At 57.2% G+C, this 16,899-nt stretch carries 10 protein-coding genes; all 10 read right to left on the bottom strand.

The window, feature by feature from the left end; translation table 11 throughout:
* On the bottom strand, positions 1-714 hold a 714-nt coding region (locus tag HMPREF2630_RS03050), incomplete at its 3' end, for an ABC transporter substrate-binding protein (protein ID WP_246822745.1).
* 407 nt (positions 715-1,121) lie between these two features.
* Positions 1,122-2,831 carry an ABC transporter family substrate-binding protein gene (locus HMPREF2630_RS03045; protein ID WP_070483315.1) on the bottom strand — a complete coding sequence of 570 codons (1,710 nt, stop codon included), beginning with the start codon at positions 2,829-2,831 and terminating at the stop codon, positions 1,122-1,124.
* 442 nt (positions 2,832-3,273) lie between these two features.
* Positions 3,274-4,974, bottom strand: coding sequence for an ABC transporter family substrate-binding protein (locus HMPREF2630_RS03040; RefSeq protein WP_070483313.1), 1,701 nt, complete (start codon positions 4,972-4,974; stop codon positions 3,274-3,276).
* Positions 4,975-5,382: 408 nt separating this feature from the next.
* Positions 5,383-7,113, bottom strand: coding sequence for an ABC transporter family substrate-binding protein (locus tag HMPREF2630_RS03035; protein ID WP_070483311.1), 1,731 nt, complete (start codon positions 7,111-7,113; stop codon positions 5,383-5,385).
* A 368-nt stretch (positions 7,114-7,481) separates the two neighbouring features.
* Positions 7,482-9,179: an ABC transporter family substrate-binding protein gene (locus HMPREF2630_RS03030; RefSeq protein ID WP_070483309.1), complete on the bottom strand. Its 1,698-nt coding sequence runs from the start codon at positions 9,177-9,179 to the stop codon at positions 7,482-7,484.
* Between the two features lie 429 nt (positions 9,180-9,608).
* Positions 9,609-11,702, bottom strand: coding sequence for an ABC transporter ATP-binding protein (locus HMPREF2630_RS03025; RefSeq protein ID WP_049359635.1), 2,094 nt, complete (start codon positions 11,700-11,702; stop codon positions 9,609-9,611).
* The gene (locus HMPREF2630_RS03020; protein ID WP_005507216.1) at positions 11,702-12,703 is read right to left on the bottom strand and encodes an ABC transporter permease; all 1,002 of its coding nucleotides are present in this window, start codon (positions 12,701-12,703) and stop codon (positions 11,702-11,704) included. The genes HMPREF2630_RS03025 and HMPREF2630_RS03020 overlap by 1 nt, the downstream gene beginning before the upstream one ends.
* Positions 12,700-13,695: an ABC transporter permease gene (locus HMPREF2630_RS03015; protein WP_005507218.1), complete on the bottom strand. Its 996-nt coding sequence runs from the start codon at positions 13,693-13,695 to the stop codon at positions 12,700-12,702. The genes HMPREF2630_RS03020 and HMPREF2630_RS03015 overlap by 4 nt, the downstream gene beginning before the upstream one ends.
* Positions 13,696-14,211: 516 nt before the next feature.
* On the bottom strand, positions 14,212-15,939 hold the full coding sequence (locus tag HMPREF2630_RS03010; protein ID WP_070483306.1) for an MDR family MFS transporter: 1,728 nt from the start codon (positions 15,937-15,939) through the stop codon (positions 14,212-14,214).
* 130 nt (positions 15,940-16,069) lie between these two features.
* Positions 16,070-16,741 carry a TetR/AcrR family transcriptional regulator gene (locus HMPREF2630_RS03005; RefSeq protein ID WP_239662189.1) on the bottom strand — a complete coding sequence of 224 codons (672 nt, stop codon included), beginning with the start codon at positions 16,739-16,741 and terminating at the stop codon, positions 16,070-16,072.
* Between the last annotated feature and the right edge of the window lie 158 nt (positions 16,742-16,899).

Here is a 16,899-nt window from a genome sequence, read left to right as displayed (position 1 = left end):
GGGGCCTGCCCAGTACTGGTCGAGGGGCTTGTCGTTCAGGCCGTCGTTGAAGAATTTGGGGTCGGCGAATGCCGGGTGCAGGAACGAGGTGAAGCTGCCTTCGATGGGGTACCAGGGCTTGGACATCGTGACCTTCACGTGGCGGGTATCGCCGTCCACAGCCTCGACGCTTGCGACCTGCTCCCAGATGGGCGAGGGGGTGATCTGGTAGTCCGAACCGGATGCCGCGGCGGTGTAGATGGTCTGGTAGCTCTTGACGGCGTTCACGTCGATGGGGGTACCGTCGTTGAAGGCTGCCTTGGGGTTGATCTTGAAGGTCACGGTCTGCACGCCGTCAACGGTCTGCGCCTTGTACTCAGTGACGTAGTCCTCGTTCATGTGCGACTCGCCGCGGAAGTCGGCGTAGAAGCCGCCGGTGAAGGCGGAGTTGATGGCTGCCTGAATGTTCAGGTTGCCGGCGGTGTAGCCGTTGGTGTTGAGGATGTTGAAGTTCGGGCCGATGCCGTCAGCGCTCAGGCGCAGTTCGCCGCCGTCCTTGAGGGCGGAGCGGTCCTTCTCGTTGTAGGAGACTGCCTTTGAGAGGTCGTCGCCCGCGGAGAGAGCGCTGGTTTCGGTCTTGGAGGAGTTGCCGCCGCAGGCTGCGAGCAGGCCTACGGTGCCCAGGGCGACGGTGCCGGTGAGCAGTGCGCGGCGGTTGAGGGTGAAAGTGGTCATGATCTGTCCTTGTCTGAGGACCGGGATGCGCACGTGAGGTACCATGCGCTCCCGGCCCGGGATGAGTGTTGAAACGTGGCGCCATCTCGACAATCTGAGGGTAGGGGAACACAACCCACCCCGCATACTCGTGATGCACATCTATGATGGAACGCACGTTTGCATTGAGATTAGTATACACACAAAACCCACACGGCATGACCCGCCTCACCTTTTACGGGAAATATTTCAGCAGAAACTTTTCTTCCCTCAATTTCAGCCGACCCTCCCCCGAGAAACAAAAGAGTCCCACAGCACCCCACCTCTAAGGCGGAATACCGCGGGACTTTACCCTTCCGGAGCCTTATGCCGGCGCCTCCAAAAATTCAGAAGCTACCGACTAGAACCCCAGAAACTAGCCTATGGCTTTAGTTCTGCCAACCCACATTGACCCAGCGCTTGGGGTCGGTGTAGCTGGTTGCGAAGAGGGAAGGACCGTAGTTAGCCAGCTTCTCCTTCACAGCTGCGTAGCTGGGGCCGTTGCCGTAGGGGAAGTAAATAGCGACCTTCTCCATGTGCTGCTTCTCAGCCTCAGCAGCCATCTTCAACTGCTCCTCGTGGGATTCCTTCTCGTAAATGGACGCGATGAACTTATCCAGCTCGGGATCGCCCACACCTTCGTTGATTTCGCTGGTGTAGAAGTACTGAACGCTGTCTGCGGGGTCAGCACCAATACCCCAACCGGAGAAGGCGCAGTCGTACTGCTTAGCACCCATCACGGAGTTGAACTGGGACTGCGGCTGGTTGTCCTGCTCGAGCTTAATACCTGCCGCCTTGAGCTGCTGCTCGAGGTTCTGGAACTGAGCCAGGGAGGTTGCATCCGAACCGAAGTAGGTGATGGAGAAGCCTGCAGTCTTGCCATCCTTGGCGTAGTAGTCGCCATTCTTGGAGTAGCCTGCTGCTTCCAGAATCTTTGCAGCAGCCTCGGCACCGGGGTTGGTGGGCATAGCGTCCTGGTAGCCCTTCTGGAAGGGCATAGCAATCAGGGAGCCGGTCAGGGGCTCCTCCCAGTTGATCTGGCCGAACTTGACCTTAGCCAGCTGGGAGCGGTCAACCGCGGCGAAGACTGCACGGCGCAGGGCGGTGTCGGTCACGCGGGTCGGGTTAAACTGCAGGTTGATCACGCCGACGCTCTGACCGGAGCGAATCTGGACACCGGGCTGACCCTTGACAGCGTTGTAGGTTGCCAGGCCAGCAAAGCCAATGCTGTCCAGCTCGCCATTCTTGAACGCTGCGCGCTCTGCCTCGTCGCCCATTTCACGCCAGATAATACGGTCCAGCAGCGGCTTCTCACCCCACCACTTGTCGTTGGGAACGAGGGTGAGGGTCTTAGCCGAAGAGTTCCACTCGCCCAGCTTGAAGGGGCCGGACCAGTACTGATCCATGGGCTTATTCACGAAGCCATTATTGAAGAGCTCCTTGTCGGTCAGTGCGGGGTGCAGACCGAGCAGGCCGAGGGTCTCAGCGGGGTACAGGGGCTTGGACATCACAATCTTGACGCGGGTCTTGTCGCCATCCACAGGGTCGATGGATGCTACCTGCTGCCAGAAGGGAGCGGCGATAACGTTGTAGCCGTCATCGGGGTTGCGATAGACGGTCCACGCGGCGCGGATTGCCTCAATGTCAACGGGGGTGCCGTCATTGAAGACAGCCTTGGAGTTGAGCTTGAAGGTGATGGTCTGCACGCCGTCAACGGTCTCTGCCTTGTAATCGGAGACGTAGTCGTCATTGAGGCTGTATTCGCCAGCAGGGCTCAGGGAGGTGAAGCCGATAGCGGAGGGGATGTTGCAGGCGCCGCCGAATGCGGTGAGGTTCTCGGTGGTGTAGCCGCTCTGGGTCAGAATGTTGAAGTTCGGGCCGACTGCGGAGACGCTACCGCGGAATTCGCCACCCTGCTTGAGGGAGGAGCGGTCCTGCTTGTTGATTTCGAGGTTCTTGACGATTTCCTCGGTGCTTGATGCAGCCTTGCCGCTGATCTTCTTGTCAGAGCCGCCGCCGCATGCAGCGAGCAGGCCAACGGTACCCAGGGCAACGGTGCCGGTCAGCAGGGTACGGCGATTAATACGTAGATGAGTCATGTATTCTCCTCATGCCGGAGGGCTCAGGTGCTATTCGATAAGCGCACCGTGTTGTGCGCCGATTTTTCGGGAGCGCCGAAGCTCCCGCCCATCACCCTTGTGAGAGCCCCCACATTGTTTGTGGTTGAAACACAGTATACCCCCAAAAGAAGCGACGCAGACCACAGTCCAATCCGTGGAAGAACTATACACCGTCTAAAAATCACGGGTTCAGCACCCGAACCCGCATCATCACGCGGAAGCCGCGTGCGAAAACTAAAAAATGAAATATTATGTCGCATTGGCGCGCGAGCGCGTCACGCCCGGTGCTTTGAGAATCGTTACAAGTCACAAGCACAGCGTCGGGGCAGCTAAAGCGCACTGAACCCTCCACAAGAAAAAGCTCCCCACCCCTATACGACACTGCGAAAACGTATAGGGGCGGGGAACTTAAAACTGCGGCTTATGCCATCCAGCCAACCGAAGACCAGTCGGGGATCTTGAAGAGGAACGCACCGTAGTTAGCGAGCTTCGGGCGGCATGCCTTGAAGTCCGGGCCATTAAGGAAGGGGATGAAGAGGCAAACCTCGCTCATGTGCTTCTTCTCAATTTCGTTGCACTTCTCGGCGCGCTTAGCGTCATCGAGGATGGTGACCATCTCGTCGACCATAGCGTCAATTTCGGGGGTGCCGACGCCGTTCCAGTTCTTGGAGTGGTAGAAGTACTCGGCTGCACTGGTCGGCTCGGAGGTCACGCCGAAGCCCGAAATGCTTACGTCGTACTCGCGGTTACCAACAACCTTCGAGAATTCAGACTGTGCACGCGAATCGAGCTCGAAGTTAATGCCGATTTCCTTCATGCTCTGGATGAAGGTCTGTGCCTGGCCCTTGGTGGTGGCGTCATCACCGAAGGTGGTCAGCTTCAAGGTGATGGTCTTGCCGTCCTTCGCGTAGAAGTCGCCGGACTTGGTGTAGCCTGCCTTCTCCAGGACCTTGCGTGCTTCCTCCGGGTTACGTGCCGGGTAGTTGTCGCGGTAGTACTGGGAGGAACCCAACAGAAGCATCGAGCCGGGAACTTCTTCTTCGTAGGGCAGACCCTGGAAGCGAATCTTTGCCAGAGCACCACGGTCGATACCCAGGAAGATTGCCTTACGGACAGCAACATCAGTGATGTGCTCTGCGTTCAGGTTCATGCCGCCGGCGAAGAGGCGGCGACCGCGGCGGATTTCAGAGTTCGCAACGTCCTTCATCTCGTTGTAGGCGCTGAGGGTACGTGACTCGACGACGTCCAGTTCGCCGTTCTTGTACGCGGCGCGTGCTGCGGCGTCTGCCATTTCACGCACGACGATGCGGTCCAGCTTGGGCTTCTCGCCCCACCACTTGTCGTTGGGCACAGCAGTGAAGGTCTTCTCGGAGGAGTTCCAGCCGTTGGGTGCCAGGGTGAAGGGGCCGCAACCGAGCTCGGGGTGGGGGTTGTCCACGAAGCCTTCGTTGAAGAGGTTTACGTCGAGCATCGCCGGGTGCAGGATTCCACCAAAGAGCAGACCCTTGACGGGGTTGTGCGCAGTCTTGAAAACAACGCGTGCGTGGTAGCGGTCGCCATCGATAGCTTCAACGCTTTCGATGTACTCGTAGATACCTGCCGCGGCAATCTTGTATTCACCGTCGGGGTCACGCTGGATCTGCCAGGTTGCCTTGAGGGCGTCGATGTCGATGGGGGTGCCGTCGTTGAAGACTGCCTTGGGGTTCAGGCGAACCTCTGCGGTAATCTTGCCGTCTACTTCCTTAGCTTCGAAGCCGAGGCAGTAGTTGGGGTCGAGCTCGTCTTCACCCTTGAAGGTGCTGCGCCAGATGCCGGCACCGGCGATAACGCCCATGGTTTCGGAGACGGAGGTGCTGGAGCCGTTCTGGGAGAAACGGTTGAAGTCCGGACCAAGGGAGTAGGTGCTCAGGTTCAGGGTACCGCCCTGCTTGAGCTTCGAGGCATCCTGCTCGTTGATTTCATAGAACGGGGTTTCGCTTGCCTTGTGCTCGGTCTTGGAGGACGAGGAGCCACAAGCGCTCAGTACGCCGGCAGCAGCGACGGCGGTTGCGCCGCCGAACAGTACGCGGCGGCTCATGATCGGGTTGAATCCGGAGAGGGAGGGGATGGGGTGGGGGCTCATGATGGGCTCCTTGTGGGTGTGGACTGCGCTGATGCAGTGTTTGCAGTGTAGAGTGGGTGGCTCGCATGCTCTGGAGGCGGGGTTTCCGTCTGCAGGAGCGCCTGCCATCTGCGGTGATGGGCGGGCAGGTCAAGCCATGCAAAATAATGTGACCTAAAGCTATGTTATAAGCCACATTTAATATTTTTAGTAGTGTACACCACACACATCACTACAGGTGCGCAACACGATAAATATTTCTCAATTATTACGCCCGACCCTAAGGCAGCCGGCCTAAATCCATATCGGCACGACCCCATCACCCTTCGCGCAACACCCCTCCCCCACCCCCAGAAATAGCCAGCGGGCACAGCAAAGCGGGCCGAATGTGTGCATACACATTCGACCCGCTCGCAAGACAGGCACCTTTTAGGAGTTCATCCAGCCCACAGCAGCCCAGTCCATCGACTTGTACAGGCGCGGACCGTAGTTAGCCAGAGTCTTCTTGACCATCACAAAGTCAGGACCGTTCGTAATGGTGCCCAGGAAGGCGAACTCCGCCATGTGCTTCTTCTCAATCTCGTTGCAGGCGAGGTTACGTTCCTTGTCATCCTCAATGAGGGTCATGGCGTCGATGAGGGCATCGATTTCCTTGCTGCCGATACCTTCGTTGTTCTCGGAGTAGTAGAACTGCTTGGTACTCTCGGTCGCGTCAGCAGAGACCGAGTAGCCGCTGAAGGAAATATCGTAGTCCCAGTTGCCCAGAATGGTGGCGAACTCGCTATCGGCGTGCTGATCAATCCGGATCTCGATACCGACATCCTTCATCTGCTGAGTGAAGGTCTGAGCCTTACCCTTGTTGGTCGGATCGTCACCGAAGACCACCACTGCGCAGCCAGCCTTCGTGCCGTCCTTCTCGTAGTAGTCGCCGTTCTTGGTGTAGCCGGCGGCCTCCAGAATCTTCTGCGCCTCCGAAACACTATTATTCGGGGTCGGGTAAGAATCCTGGTAGTAGGGCGAGAAGGGCATGTGAATCATCGAACCGGGGATAGCTTCCTCGTAGGGCAGACCCTGGAACTGAATCTTTGCGAGTGCTTCACGGTTGGTGCCGACGAAGATTGCCTTACGCAGGGCAGCATCCTTGACGCGGCGGGGATTGATATCCAGGCCACCGGCGTAGAGGCGGGTGCCCTTACGCAGTTCGGTACCCGCAATGTTCTTCACCTCGGCATAGGTGGAGGAGGTGCTCGCACCGATAGCGTCAATTTCATCGTTCTTGAACGCGGCACGTGCAGCGCTGGACTCCATCTGGGTAAAGACAATCTTGTCCAGCAGGGGCTTGGTGCCCCACCACTTGTCATTGGGCACAACACTGAAGGTCTTCGCGGTGGAGTCCCAGCCCTTATCCGCCAGGGTGAAGGGGCCAGCCCAGTACTCGGGGTGGGGCTCATCCACGAAGCCGTTGTTGAAGAGCTCGACGTCTTCCAGTGCGGGGTGCAGAATCTCAGAGAAGAGGCTCTGCAGCGGGTAGAAGGGCTTGGAGAAAGTGACGGTTGCGCTGTAGTCGTCTTCGCCCTTTTCTACGGATTCAACGAATTCGTAGATGCCGCTGGTGACGATGTTGTAGCCGTTATCCAGGCTCTTGAAGATGTTCCAGGTGGACTGGAGCGCCTTGTAGGTGATGGGGGTGCCATCGTTGAAGACAGCCTTGGGGTTGAGCTTGACGGCAACCTGAATCTTATCGTCCTTCTTGCTGTGCTCGAAGGAGACAGCGAAGTCGGTGTTCAGCTTGTAGGTGCCGTCAAAGTCGAGGTTCCACATGCCGGCCTGGCTGATGGTGCTCATAACGTTGACGTTATCGCTGGTGTTACCGCTCTGGGTGTAGAAATTGAAGTTCGGATCGATGGATCCGGCGGGCAGGCGCAGGGTGCCGCCCTTCTTCAGGCTGTTCACGTCCTGAGCGTTGATGTTGTAGAGGTCTTCGATATTGGCACCGGCGCCGGCTGCCTTGGTCTTCTCAGAGCTTGCGCTGCCGTTGCCGCAGGCACTGAGCAGACCTACAGCTCCCAGAGCCGCGGTGCCGCCAATGAGGGCGCGGCGGCTGAAGCTGTTCTTGGTCGCTTCGTGGCTGCTCGCGGTGTATGCGGTGTTGGCGGTCATGGGAGTGGTTTCCTTCTGTCTTGTGCGGGCGGGTTTATCCCGTATCCCCGAAGTAATGATTATTTATACAGAGCACTGCATAACTTTGTATGACTCCACTGTAGCGCACCTCGGGAGCGGAAACCAAGCATTTTCACAATATTTCTTAATATTTATCGTATTTTCTGAATATTCATACCATGAATACCCTGTTTTTGTGCGAATTTTTCGGATTTTTCCGGATAGCTATACCACCGCTCCCCTACATCGATATACAAAAGCACCCAAAGCACCCCTCCAGATATGCAAAAAGTGTCCACCCGGATGATCCGGGTGGACACTTTCATATAGCTCCAGGCTATTCACCTAGTAGGTGAAGGGAAGAGGACTTACTTAGCCCAACCGACCTTCTCCCAGTGAATACCATTGCCCTGGTAGAGGGAAACGCCGTAGTTGCGCAGACCCTTCTTGACGAACTTGTACTCGGGACCATTGAAGAGCGGAACCAGCACAGCAATCTCAGAGAGGTGCTTCTTCTCAATCTCGTTACATGCCAGGTTGCGTTCCTTGTCGTCAGCAATGAGCTTCATCTTCTCGATCATCTCATTGATTTCGTCGGTGCCAGCGTCCTCGGGCTTCTCACGCAGGTAGAACTGCTGGGTAGCCTGGGTAGCATCCGGGTCACTCAGAGCGTAGCCCGATGCAGTTGCGTCGTAGTCCTTAGCCTGCATTGCCTTACCGAATTCGCTTGCAGCGCGGGATTCGAGCTCAACATTAATGCCGACAGCCTTGAGCTGCTGAACAACGGTCTGAGCAACAGCCTTGGAGGTGGGGTCCTCGCCGAAGACGGAGTACTTGAAGGCAGCCTGCTTGCCGTCCTTCTCGTAGAACTCGCCGTTCTTGGTGTAACCTGCCTCTTCCAGAATCTTCGATGCAGCAGCTGCATCGTTGTTCGGGGTCGGGTAGACATCCTGGTAGTACTCGGAGAAGGGCATGTGAATCATCGAACCGGGCTGCTTCTCTTCGTAATCCAGACCCTGGAAACGAACCTTGGCAATTGCCTCACGGTTCATGCCAGCGACCACAGCGCGGCGCAGAGCAACGTCCTGCATGCGGGCGGGGTTCATGACCATGCCGCCGGAGAAGAGGCGAACACCGCGACGCATCTCGGTGTTAGCAATTTCCTTCAGCTCCTTGTAGCTTGCAGCAGCGGTAGCGGGAGCAGCGTCAATTTCATCGTTCTTGAACGCCGCACGCTCAGCAGCGGAATCCATCTGACGGAAGACGATGCGCTCCAGAACAGGCTTCTCGCCCCACCACTTGTCATTGCGGGTCAGGGTCAGGGTCTTCTCGGAGGAGTTCCAGCCGCCCTCAGCTACAGTGAAGGGACCAGTAGCGTATTCGGGGTGCGGGTTGTCCACGAAGCCTTCGTTGAAGAGGTTCTTATCCAGCAGAGCCGGGTGCAGAATTTCACCGAAGAGGATGTTCAGGGGGTAGTACGGCTTTGCGAAAGTGACCTTGACCTTGAAGTCATCACCGTCGCGCTCAACGGAGCCAACGCTGCTGTAGATACCGCTGGTCTCAATCTTGTAGTCGCCATCGACGCTCTTGAGGATGTTCCAGGTAGCCTGCAGCGCCTTGTAGTCGATGGGGGTACCGTCGTTGAACTTAGCCTGGGGGTTCAGCTCAATGGAGACAACGGGCAGACCGTTTTCCTCAGCGATTTCGAAGCTCTTTGCAAAGTCGGTAGACAGGGTGCGCTTACCCATGGGGTTAGCCTGCCAGAGACCGCTGTAGTACATGGGGCTCAGAGCAGCCTGGGTGTAGGAGGTAACACCGGTGCCGAAGAGGTTGAAGTTCGGACCCAGTGCAGTCACAGACAGGCGCAGGGTACCGCCCTGCTTCAGGTCCGAAACAGCGGTCTCAGCAATGTCGTAAAGTTCCTTGGCATCGGTACCCGCGGTTGCTCCCTGGGTGGTTGCCTTGGAGTCCTTGGACGAGCCGCACGCAGCCAGTACGCCCGCGGTACCCAGTGCTGCAGCGCCACCGAGAACGGTACGACGGTTCAGGATGAAATTCTTCTCCATGAGAGTGTCCTCTTATACGTTTGACCCTCAATAATCCCGCAGGAAAGCGTCAAGGATTCCCTGCTCATGCGCCGCCCAAAGGGTGCGGTGAGCGATGAATTAGTGCCGGTCTATGAATGTGTTCCTTCGGGTACGCCCCTAGCGGCGTGCCCATGGCTTAATTATGGCTTACTGCCCGCGTGAAAGCCCGCCCATAATTATTCATATCTTGAATGGTGAGAAAGGTTATACCTAGTCAGGGTGGTTTTACCCGTTTCCTGGAGCATTTCAGTGCTTAGCGCCACATTCTGCGGCTCGCACCGTCTCACTAGGTGACAATCTCGAACAACGTACAGCCCACCAATACCGGGCATAAAAAACCCGAGGGGCGAATATTCAACGAATATTCGCCCCTCGGCACACATGCGACTTATTCAGCCGACTCTAGAGCTACACCGTAGCGGCCTCAGCCTCAGGGTAGTAGCAAGCATAACCGTGATCCTGGCCCTCAACGGGGGTCAGTTCCGGCATCTCCTCCAGGCAACGACGCTTCTTGTCCTCAGGCAGCAGCTTGAAGACCGGGCAACGGCTCGAGAAGCCACAACCCTTAGGCGCGTTCACCGGAGTGGGCAGGTCGCCCTCAAGCATAATGCGGTGGCGCTTTGCCTCAACCTCGGGATCCGGAACCGGAATCGCCGAGAGCAGTGCACGGGTGTACGGGTGGATCGGGTTGTCGAACACCTGGTCGACGTCACCAATCTCAACAATACGACCCAGGTACATCACTGCAACGCGGTCGGATGCGTGGCGAATCACCGCGAGGTCGTGAGCAACCATCAGGTAGCTCAGGCCCAGGTTTGCACGCAGCTCCTCCAGCAGGTTGATCACACCAGCCTGGACGGACACGTCCAGTGCGGACACCGGCTCATCCAGAACCACGAGCTTGGGGTTCACGGCAAGCGCACGAGCAATACCGATACGCTGACGCTGACCGCCAGAGAACTGGTTCGGGAAGCGGTTCACGTGGTCAGGCTGCAGACCCACAATGTGCATCAGTTCGATGACGCGCTTCTTGATGTCTGCCTTGTTCATGCCCTGGTTTTCCAGCGGCTCAGCAAGCACCTCGTAAACGGTGAAGCGCGGATCCAGAGCACCGGTGGGGTCCTGGAACACCATTTGCTGGTTCTTACGCAGCTCAAGAATCTCACCCGCGGACTTGCCGTCCTTGGTGGAGGTTCCGTTAATCAGAATCTCACCGTCGGTGTTCTTGTTGAACTCCATAATTTCCAGCAGGGTGGTGGTCTTACCACAACCGGACTCACCCACGATGGAGAAGCACTCGCCCTCGCGAATGTCGAAGGACAGGCCGTTCACAGCCTTCACAGTGCCCACGCGGCGCTTAATCAGCGCACCCTTCATGAGCGGGAAGTGCTTCTTGACGTTGCGGACCTCCAGGACGGGGGCACGCTCCTCACGCGGAATACCGTCGTACTTCGATACCGGGGGCTCCGGAACCGGGTACAGCTCGTCTGCGGTCTTACCGACCAGCTCCTGAGAGATGGTGCAGGAGGAGTAGTGGCCCTCGCCAACGCCTTCCAGCAGCTGCAGATCGGGCTCGCCGTTGGAGTCCTGGCAGCACTGGCCACCGCTTTTAGCGATGGGGCAACGCGGGCGGAAGGAGCACGCGGTCACCGGGTTAATCAGGTTCGGAGGGGTACCCTCGATGGGTACCAGGGAGACCTTCTCGGAACGGTCCACACGCGGGACCGCACCCAGCAGACCGATGGTGTACGGGTGGGAGGGATGCTTGTACAGGTCTTCTGCCTTAGCAATCTCCACCGGCTTACCGGCGTACATCACCAGAATGTCGTCAGCCATACCAGCCACAACACCGAGGTCGTGGGTAATCATGATGGTCGCTGCGCCGGTCTCTTCCTGAGCCTTCTGCATAACCTCCAACACCTGCGCCTGAATGGTCACATCCAGTGCGGTGGTGGGCTCATCGGCGATGAGCACGCGGGGGTCATTCGCAATCGCCATAGCGATCATGATGCGCTGACGCATACCACCGGAGAACTCGTGCGGGAAGGAACGCAGGCGGTCAGCCGGCGAAGGAATACCCACCATACGCATCAGTTCGATGGAACGGTCCTTGATAGCCTGCTTGCTCATGCCCTTGTTGTGGACCTTGAGCACCTCAGCAATCTGGTCACCAATGGTGTACACGGGGGTCAGAGAGGACAGCGGATCCTGGAAGATCATAGAGATCTCCTTGCCGCGGTATGCGCACATTTCCTTATCGCTCAGACCCAGCAGCTCGGTGCCGTTGTACTTAACCGAACCGGTGATGTCAGCGGTGGTCGGGTGCAGGCCCATGATCGCCATGGAGGCAACGGACTTACCGGAACCGGACTCACCCACAATACCCAGGGTCTTACCGGGGTACAGGTCAAAGTTCACACCGCGAACAGCGTGCACGACGCCATTCTCAGTGTTGAAGCGGACGTTGAGGTCCTTAACGCTCAGAACGGGAGAGGTACTCATTAGTTCTTCGCCTCCTTTGCAGCGGCAGCGGGTGCCTCTGCCTTCTCGTTCTTCTTGGACTTCTTGATCTTACCGACCGACATCGAAGTCGGGTCGAATGCGTCACGCAGACCGTCGTTCATGAGGGCCAGCGGACCAACCAGCAGGAAGAAGAACAGAACCGGGAACCAGAACATGTGCGGCAGGGTGTTAATCTGCTGCGAAGCATCCGAAATCAGCGAGCCCAGCGAGTAGTTGGGGTACTTAATACCGATGCCGATGAAGGAGTAAGCGACCTCAGAGAGCACAGCGCCCATGATGCCGCTGGTGAAGTTCAGAACCAGCAGGGAGCCAATGTTCGGAACCAGGTGGCGCATCACAATCTTGAAGGGGTGCACACCCATGTAGCGTGCAGCCTTCACGAAGTCGCGGTTGATGAGGGACTGCGCCATTGCACGAATAACACGGGCGCTACCCATCCAGCCGAAGGCAATCAGCACTGCAGAGAGCAGAACCCAGGTGGGGACGCTCTTCTGAATCTGCTTACCAACCTGACCGTTGATCAGAATTGCCAGAATCAGCAGCGAGGGAACCATGATCAGGGTCTCGAGGATGAACAGCATAATCTTGTCAATCCAGCCACCGAAGTACGCCATCACACAGCCGTAAACTGCGGAGATGAACACAGTGGCCAAACCGACGACCACACCAATCTGGAGAGAGGTCCAGACGGCCTCAGACATCATGGCGAACACGTCATTACCCGCGATGGTGGTACCGAACCAGTGCTCGGCCGAGGGGCCTTCACCCAGCGCCATGTAGTCAATGTCGTTGGGCTTGTACTTGGTCAGGTACTTACCGAACAGACCGAACAGACCCATGCCGATGAACACGCACAGACCGAAGACTGCAGCCTTGTTACGCAGGAAGCGGCGCAGAATAATAACGCTCTTGTTGATGACCTTGAAGTCACCGTTCTCCTGTACCACCGGTACGGAGGAAGTTGCAGTTACCTGACTCATGAGATCCTCACTCGGGGGTCGACGATGGTGGTAGCGATATCAGCGATGATCGCACCGACAGCGAACAGTGCAGAACCGTACGCGAGGGTCACGGTCGCAGCGTTCACGTCCTGCGCGGAAATGGAGTCAATCGACCACTTACCGATACCGGGCCATGCAAAGACGGTCTCGGCGAAGAATGCACCCGCAAAAATCATCGGAATCTGGTACGCGATGGACTGTGCCACGGGGATGAAGGAGACGCGCAGTGCGTGGCGAGTAATCGCCTGGTTACGGGTCAAGCCCTTAGCACGAGCGGTACGCACGAAGTCAGCGTTCACGTTATCGAGCAGGTACTGACGCTGTGCAATCTGGTAACCAGCCCAACCGAAGATGGTCATACAGAAGGTCGGCACGACGTAGTGCGCCGCCATATCCATGGTGATTTCCCAGAATCCGGTCAGACCCGGAGTCGAAATACCGGTCACATAGAAAATCTTCTCTCCACCATTAGCAACGGCGATGTTGTTGATAGTGGTCGCGCCCTGCTGCACCACGAAGTAAGCAACGGGAGCGGGGATGATGTAGACCAGGTAGGAGTAACCGGTGATAACACGGTCAGAGAACTTGTACTGGCGAGCTGCCGAGTACACACCCAGGGCGATACCAATCACAATCGAGAGAATGGTAGCCACCAGCAGCAGGCGGGTAGAAACCCACACGCGCTGGCCAAATTCCTGGTTAATGTACGCGCCGTTGGGGCTACGGCCCCAATCGAACTTGGTGACCACATTGGTCAGCCACTGAACGTAGCGGTCCCAGGGGTTCATTTCGGGATCGAGACCCAGGGATGCGAAGTTACGGTTCACCTGCTCGGGGCTAGGCTTCGGAACCTTTTCCTGCTCCAAGAGGGCAGGCTTCAGGGCAGTAACCGCTGCAAAGTAACCCATCGTGGTCGTAATAAAGACCATGACGAGGTACGTCAGCGATCGCTGGAGGATGTACCTAAACATGGGACGGTTCCCCTCCTTGTGTAGATGTCGGTGTTAAGGCATGTGTGTCATGCTGTCCTAGCGCACTGCTTCGTGATGACTGTCACTAGGAGCATATGTACTTTATCTTATATAGCCTGTAACACTTCCACCAAACCCACATTGGGCACTTTCACCCCTTAGAACAGCCTGTATGCAAGCTAAAAGGGAGCTGGGTAAAAAAATGCCCCGGAATACCGGGGAAAAGGGGCGGATTAACAATTTTTACGAAAATTTTACATCGGAAACAATTCTCTCGACATAGGGACGTAATAACCTTTTCGATAAGCGCTTTAATGGGGCAAAACACCACGTAAACCCACTATTTAAGGGACTAAACCAACACTTCCAACCCCTAAACCAAGCACTAAGGCACACCTCTTAAGCGCGCTATTTAAGGCAACTCAGCCAAAAACGGCGCCCCGGCACGAGCACACGACTCGCACCGGGGCGCCGCTTATATAGGAAGGCAACGCCTCCGCATCTAGTGCTAAGACCCTAGCTCTTAGCGTTAGGCTCCGAATCCGGCGAAGCCTCCGAGCTCAACGACTCGGCAATCATCCTACGGGTAGGACCCCGCATGCTCTTCAGATCCTGCGCGTCCTTAGCAGCCATCTCCGGAGTAATCACCGGAATCGCACCGGTCGCCGCGCGAGCAATATCAACAGCCGGCTCGGTCTCCAGGGTCGTCGCCAACGCATCCTCACGAATGAAGAACAGAAGCAGCGTAGACACCAGACCCAGCGGCACCAAGTACAGGAACAGCGGAATCAGAGCATCGTTATACGCATTCACAATGATGCCGTGCACCGGCTCCGGCAAAGACGCCACCAGCTCAGGAGTCAGAGACGAAGACGCATGGCTACCCGAAGACTGCAGCGCCTGCTGCGGCATACGCTCAGAAATCAGCGAGGTCAGACGCGAGGTGAACAGACCACCCACCAGCGAGGCACCCACAGTAGCACCCACCTGACGGAAGAAGTTATTCGACGCCGTCGCGGTACCAACCACGCTCACCGGGAACGCATTCTGAACAATCAGAGTCAAGAACTGCATAGACATACCCAGACCGGCACCCATCACCGCAAGGTATATACAGAACAGCCAGGTCGGAGTCTCAATAGTCACGGTCGACAACAGGAACAGGCCCAGCGCCACAATCGCGGTACCGCTCGTCACATAACGCTTATAGCGACCGGTCTTCGACACCACGCGACCCGTCACAATCGACACCACCAGCATGACACCCATCATCGGGATCATCAGCAGACCAGCCACCGTAGCGCTCACACCCAGCGCCATCTGCAGATAAGTCGGGATATACTCCACCGCACCGAACATTGCCACACCCAGCGCCAGCGAAGCACCCAGGGTCAGCAGGAAGTTACGGTTCTTGAACAGGTACATGGGCATGACCGGCTCAGCCGCACGGTTCTCCACCGGGATAAACACCAGCGCAGCAACCACAGAGAAGACCAGCAGACCAATAATCTGCGGCGAAGTCCACTCGTACTGGTTACCGCCCCAAATCGTGGCAAGCACCAGCGCACTCGTGCCCGCCATCAGAATCAGCGAACCAAGGTAGTCGATGCTGTGCTTCTCACGGTCACGGAACGGGCGGTGCGGCAGCAAGAAAATCACCGCAAGAATCGACAGGATAGCCAGCGGCAGGTTCAGCCAGAACGCCCAACGCCAACCCGGCCCCTCAGTAATCCAGCCACCAATCAGCGGACCAGCCACCGACGAGAACGCAAAAACGCCACCGATAATACCCATGTAACGGCCGCGGTCGCGGGGAGGAATCACATCAGCAATCACAGCCTGAGACAGAATCATCAGACCGCCACCGCCCAGACCCTGCAGGGCACGCGCGAAAATCAGCCAGTTCATGTTCTGTGCGAGCGCGCCGACCACGGAGCCCGCCATGAAGGAGACAATCGCAAAAATCAGGAAGGGCTTGCGTCCGAACTGATCCGATAGCTTACCGTAGACCGGCATCGTAATCGTCGAAAGCAGGATGAAAATGGTAATCACCCAGCTCATGTGCTCCACGCCGTGAAGCTCACCCACAATCGTGGGCAGCGACGGCGCCAGAATCGTCTGGTTCAGCGAGGACATGAGCATCACAATGACCAGGCCCAGGAACATGGCGCGGATGCGGTTTTTACTTTCCTGCTTAGCCTCACCGGCTGGCGGCTGAGGTAGATTCTTTTCCTCTGTACTCATCGTTTAATCCTTAGTTACGTTCTATATGTCTGTTGTGAGTGTCCGCCGGGCTCTGGATTCGGTTGCCTCGATTCGGGGCCTCGGATTCGGTTTCCGGCGGGCTTTTGTAGTTTGTAGCAGTGAACCGCCGCTAGATTGCCGGTCGGTTCTGCTCAAAAAGCAGGAACTGGAAGGTCTTCACCGTCTGGCGGATATGGCGGGCAATATCCTCTTTATCTTCCAGGTCGCGGGCGAACTCCAGCTGACGAAGCACCGCGGAGGCAAGCTGGACCTTTGCGCGTGATCGCTCCCGGAAGTGATCGGTCAGCGGGTCAGCGGGGGTTCGGCGCGGGAAGGGGCCGCGGCGACCGGCCGCGTCAAAAGCCACCCAGTCAATAGTGTTCAGGTAATCGGTGAGCACCTGTTCGCACTTCATGTAGTGCATTTTCATTCGTTTCGCGGACTCGGGGAACTCCTGAAAGGGAGCTCGGGGGTCCTTGCCATTGGCGTAGTGGAAGCTCTGGAAAATGACCTCCCAGAGAAGGTGGGTTACACGAATGATGGTGTTGTCATCCTCGTGGGCGCGGTCTGTTTCGAGGATTTCCTCGCTGACCACCGGTTCACGCAGACCCAGAACGGCGTCCTCTTTGGAGGGGAAGTAGTTGAAGAAGGTACGCGGGGAGACGCCCGCCTCCTGGGCGATTTCTTCAACGGTGGTTCCGCGCATCCCATGGTCGCGGACGCGTTTGAGGGCTGCTTCGTGGATTGCCGTCCAGGTTTGTTCGCGGCGGCGTTCGCGAAGGCTCTGTTCCTTTTTCTGCATAACTGCAATTATTTCACCACTGCACACAATGCTCAAGTGCATTTTTAGCGTTAAGGCTCACAGCATAGCCGGCTAAACTCCGGCCCCGCCACTGGCACACAACACCCGCACACAATACCGACACATCACATACGAAGCGGCAAACCCACCCCCCCCCC

Origin of the sequence: Rothia sp. HMSC072B03 (assembly GCF_001809565.1) — a bacterium.
Classification (GTDB): domain Bacteria; phylum Actinomycetota; class Actinomycetes; order Actinomycetales; family Micrococcaceae; genus Rothia; species Rothia mucilaginosa_A.
Note: the sequence above shows the minus strand (reverse complement) of the source record. Positions and strands in the feature narration are given on the sequence as shown.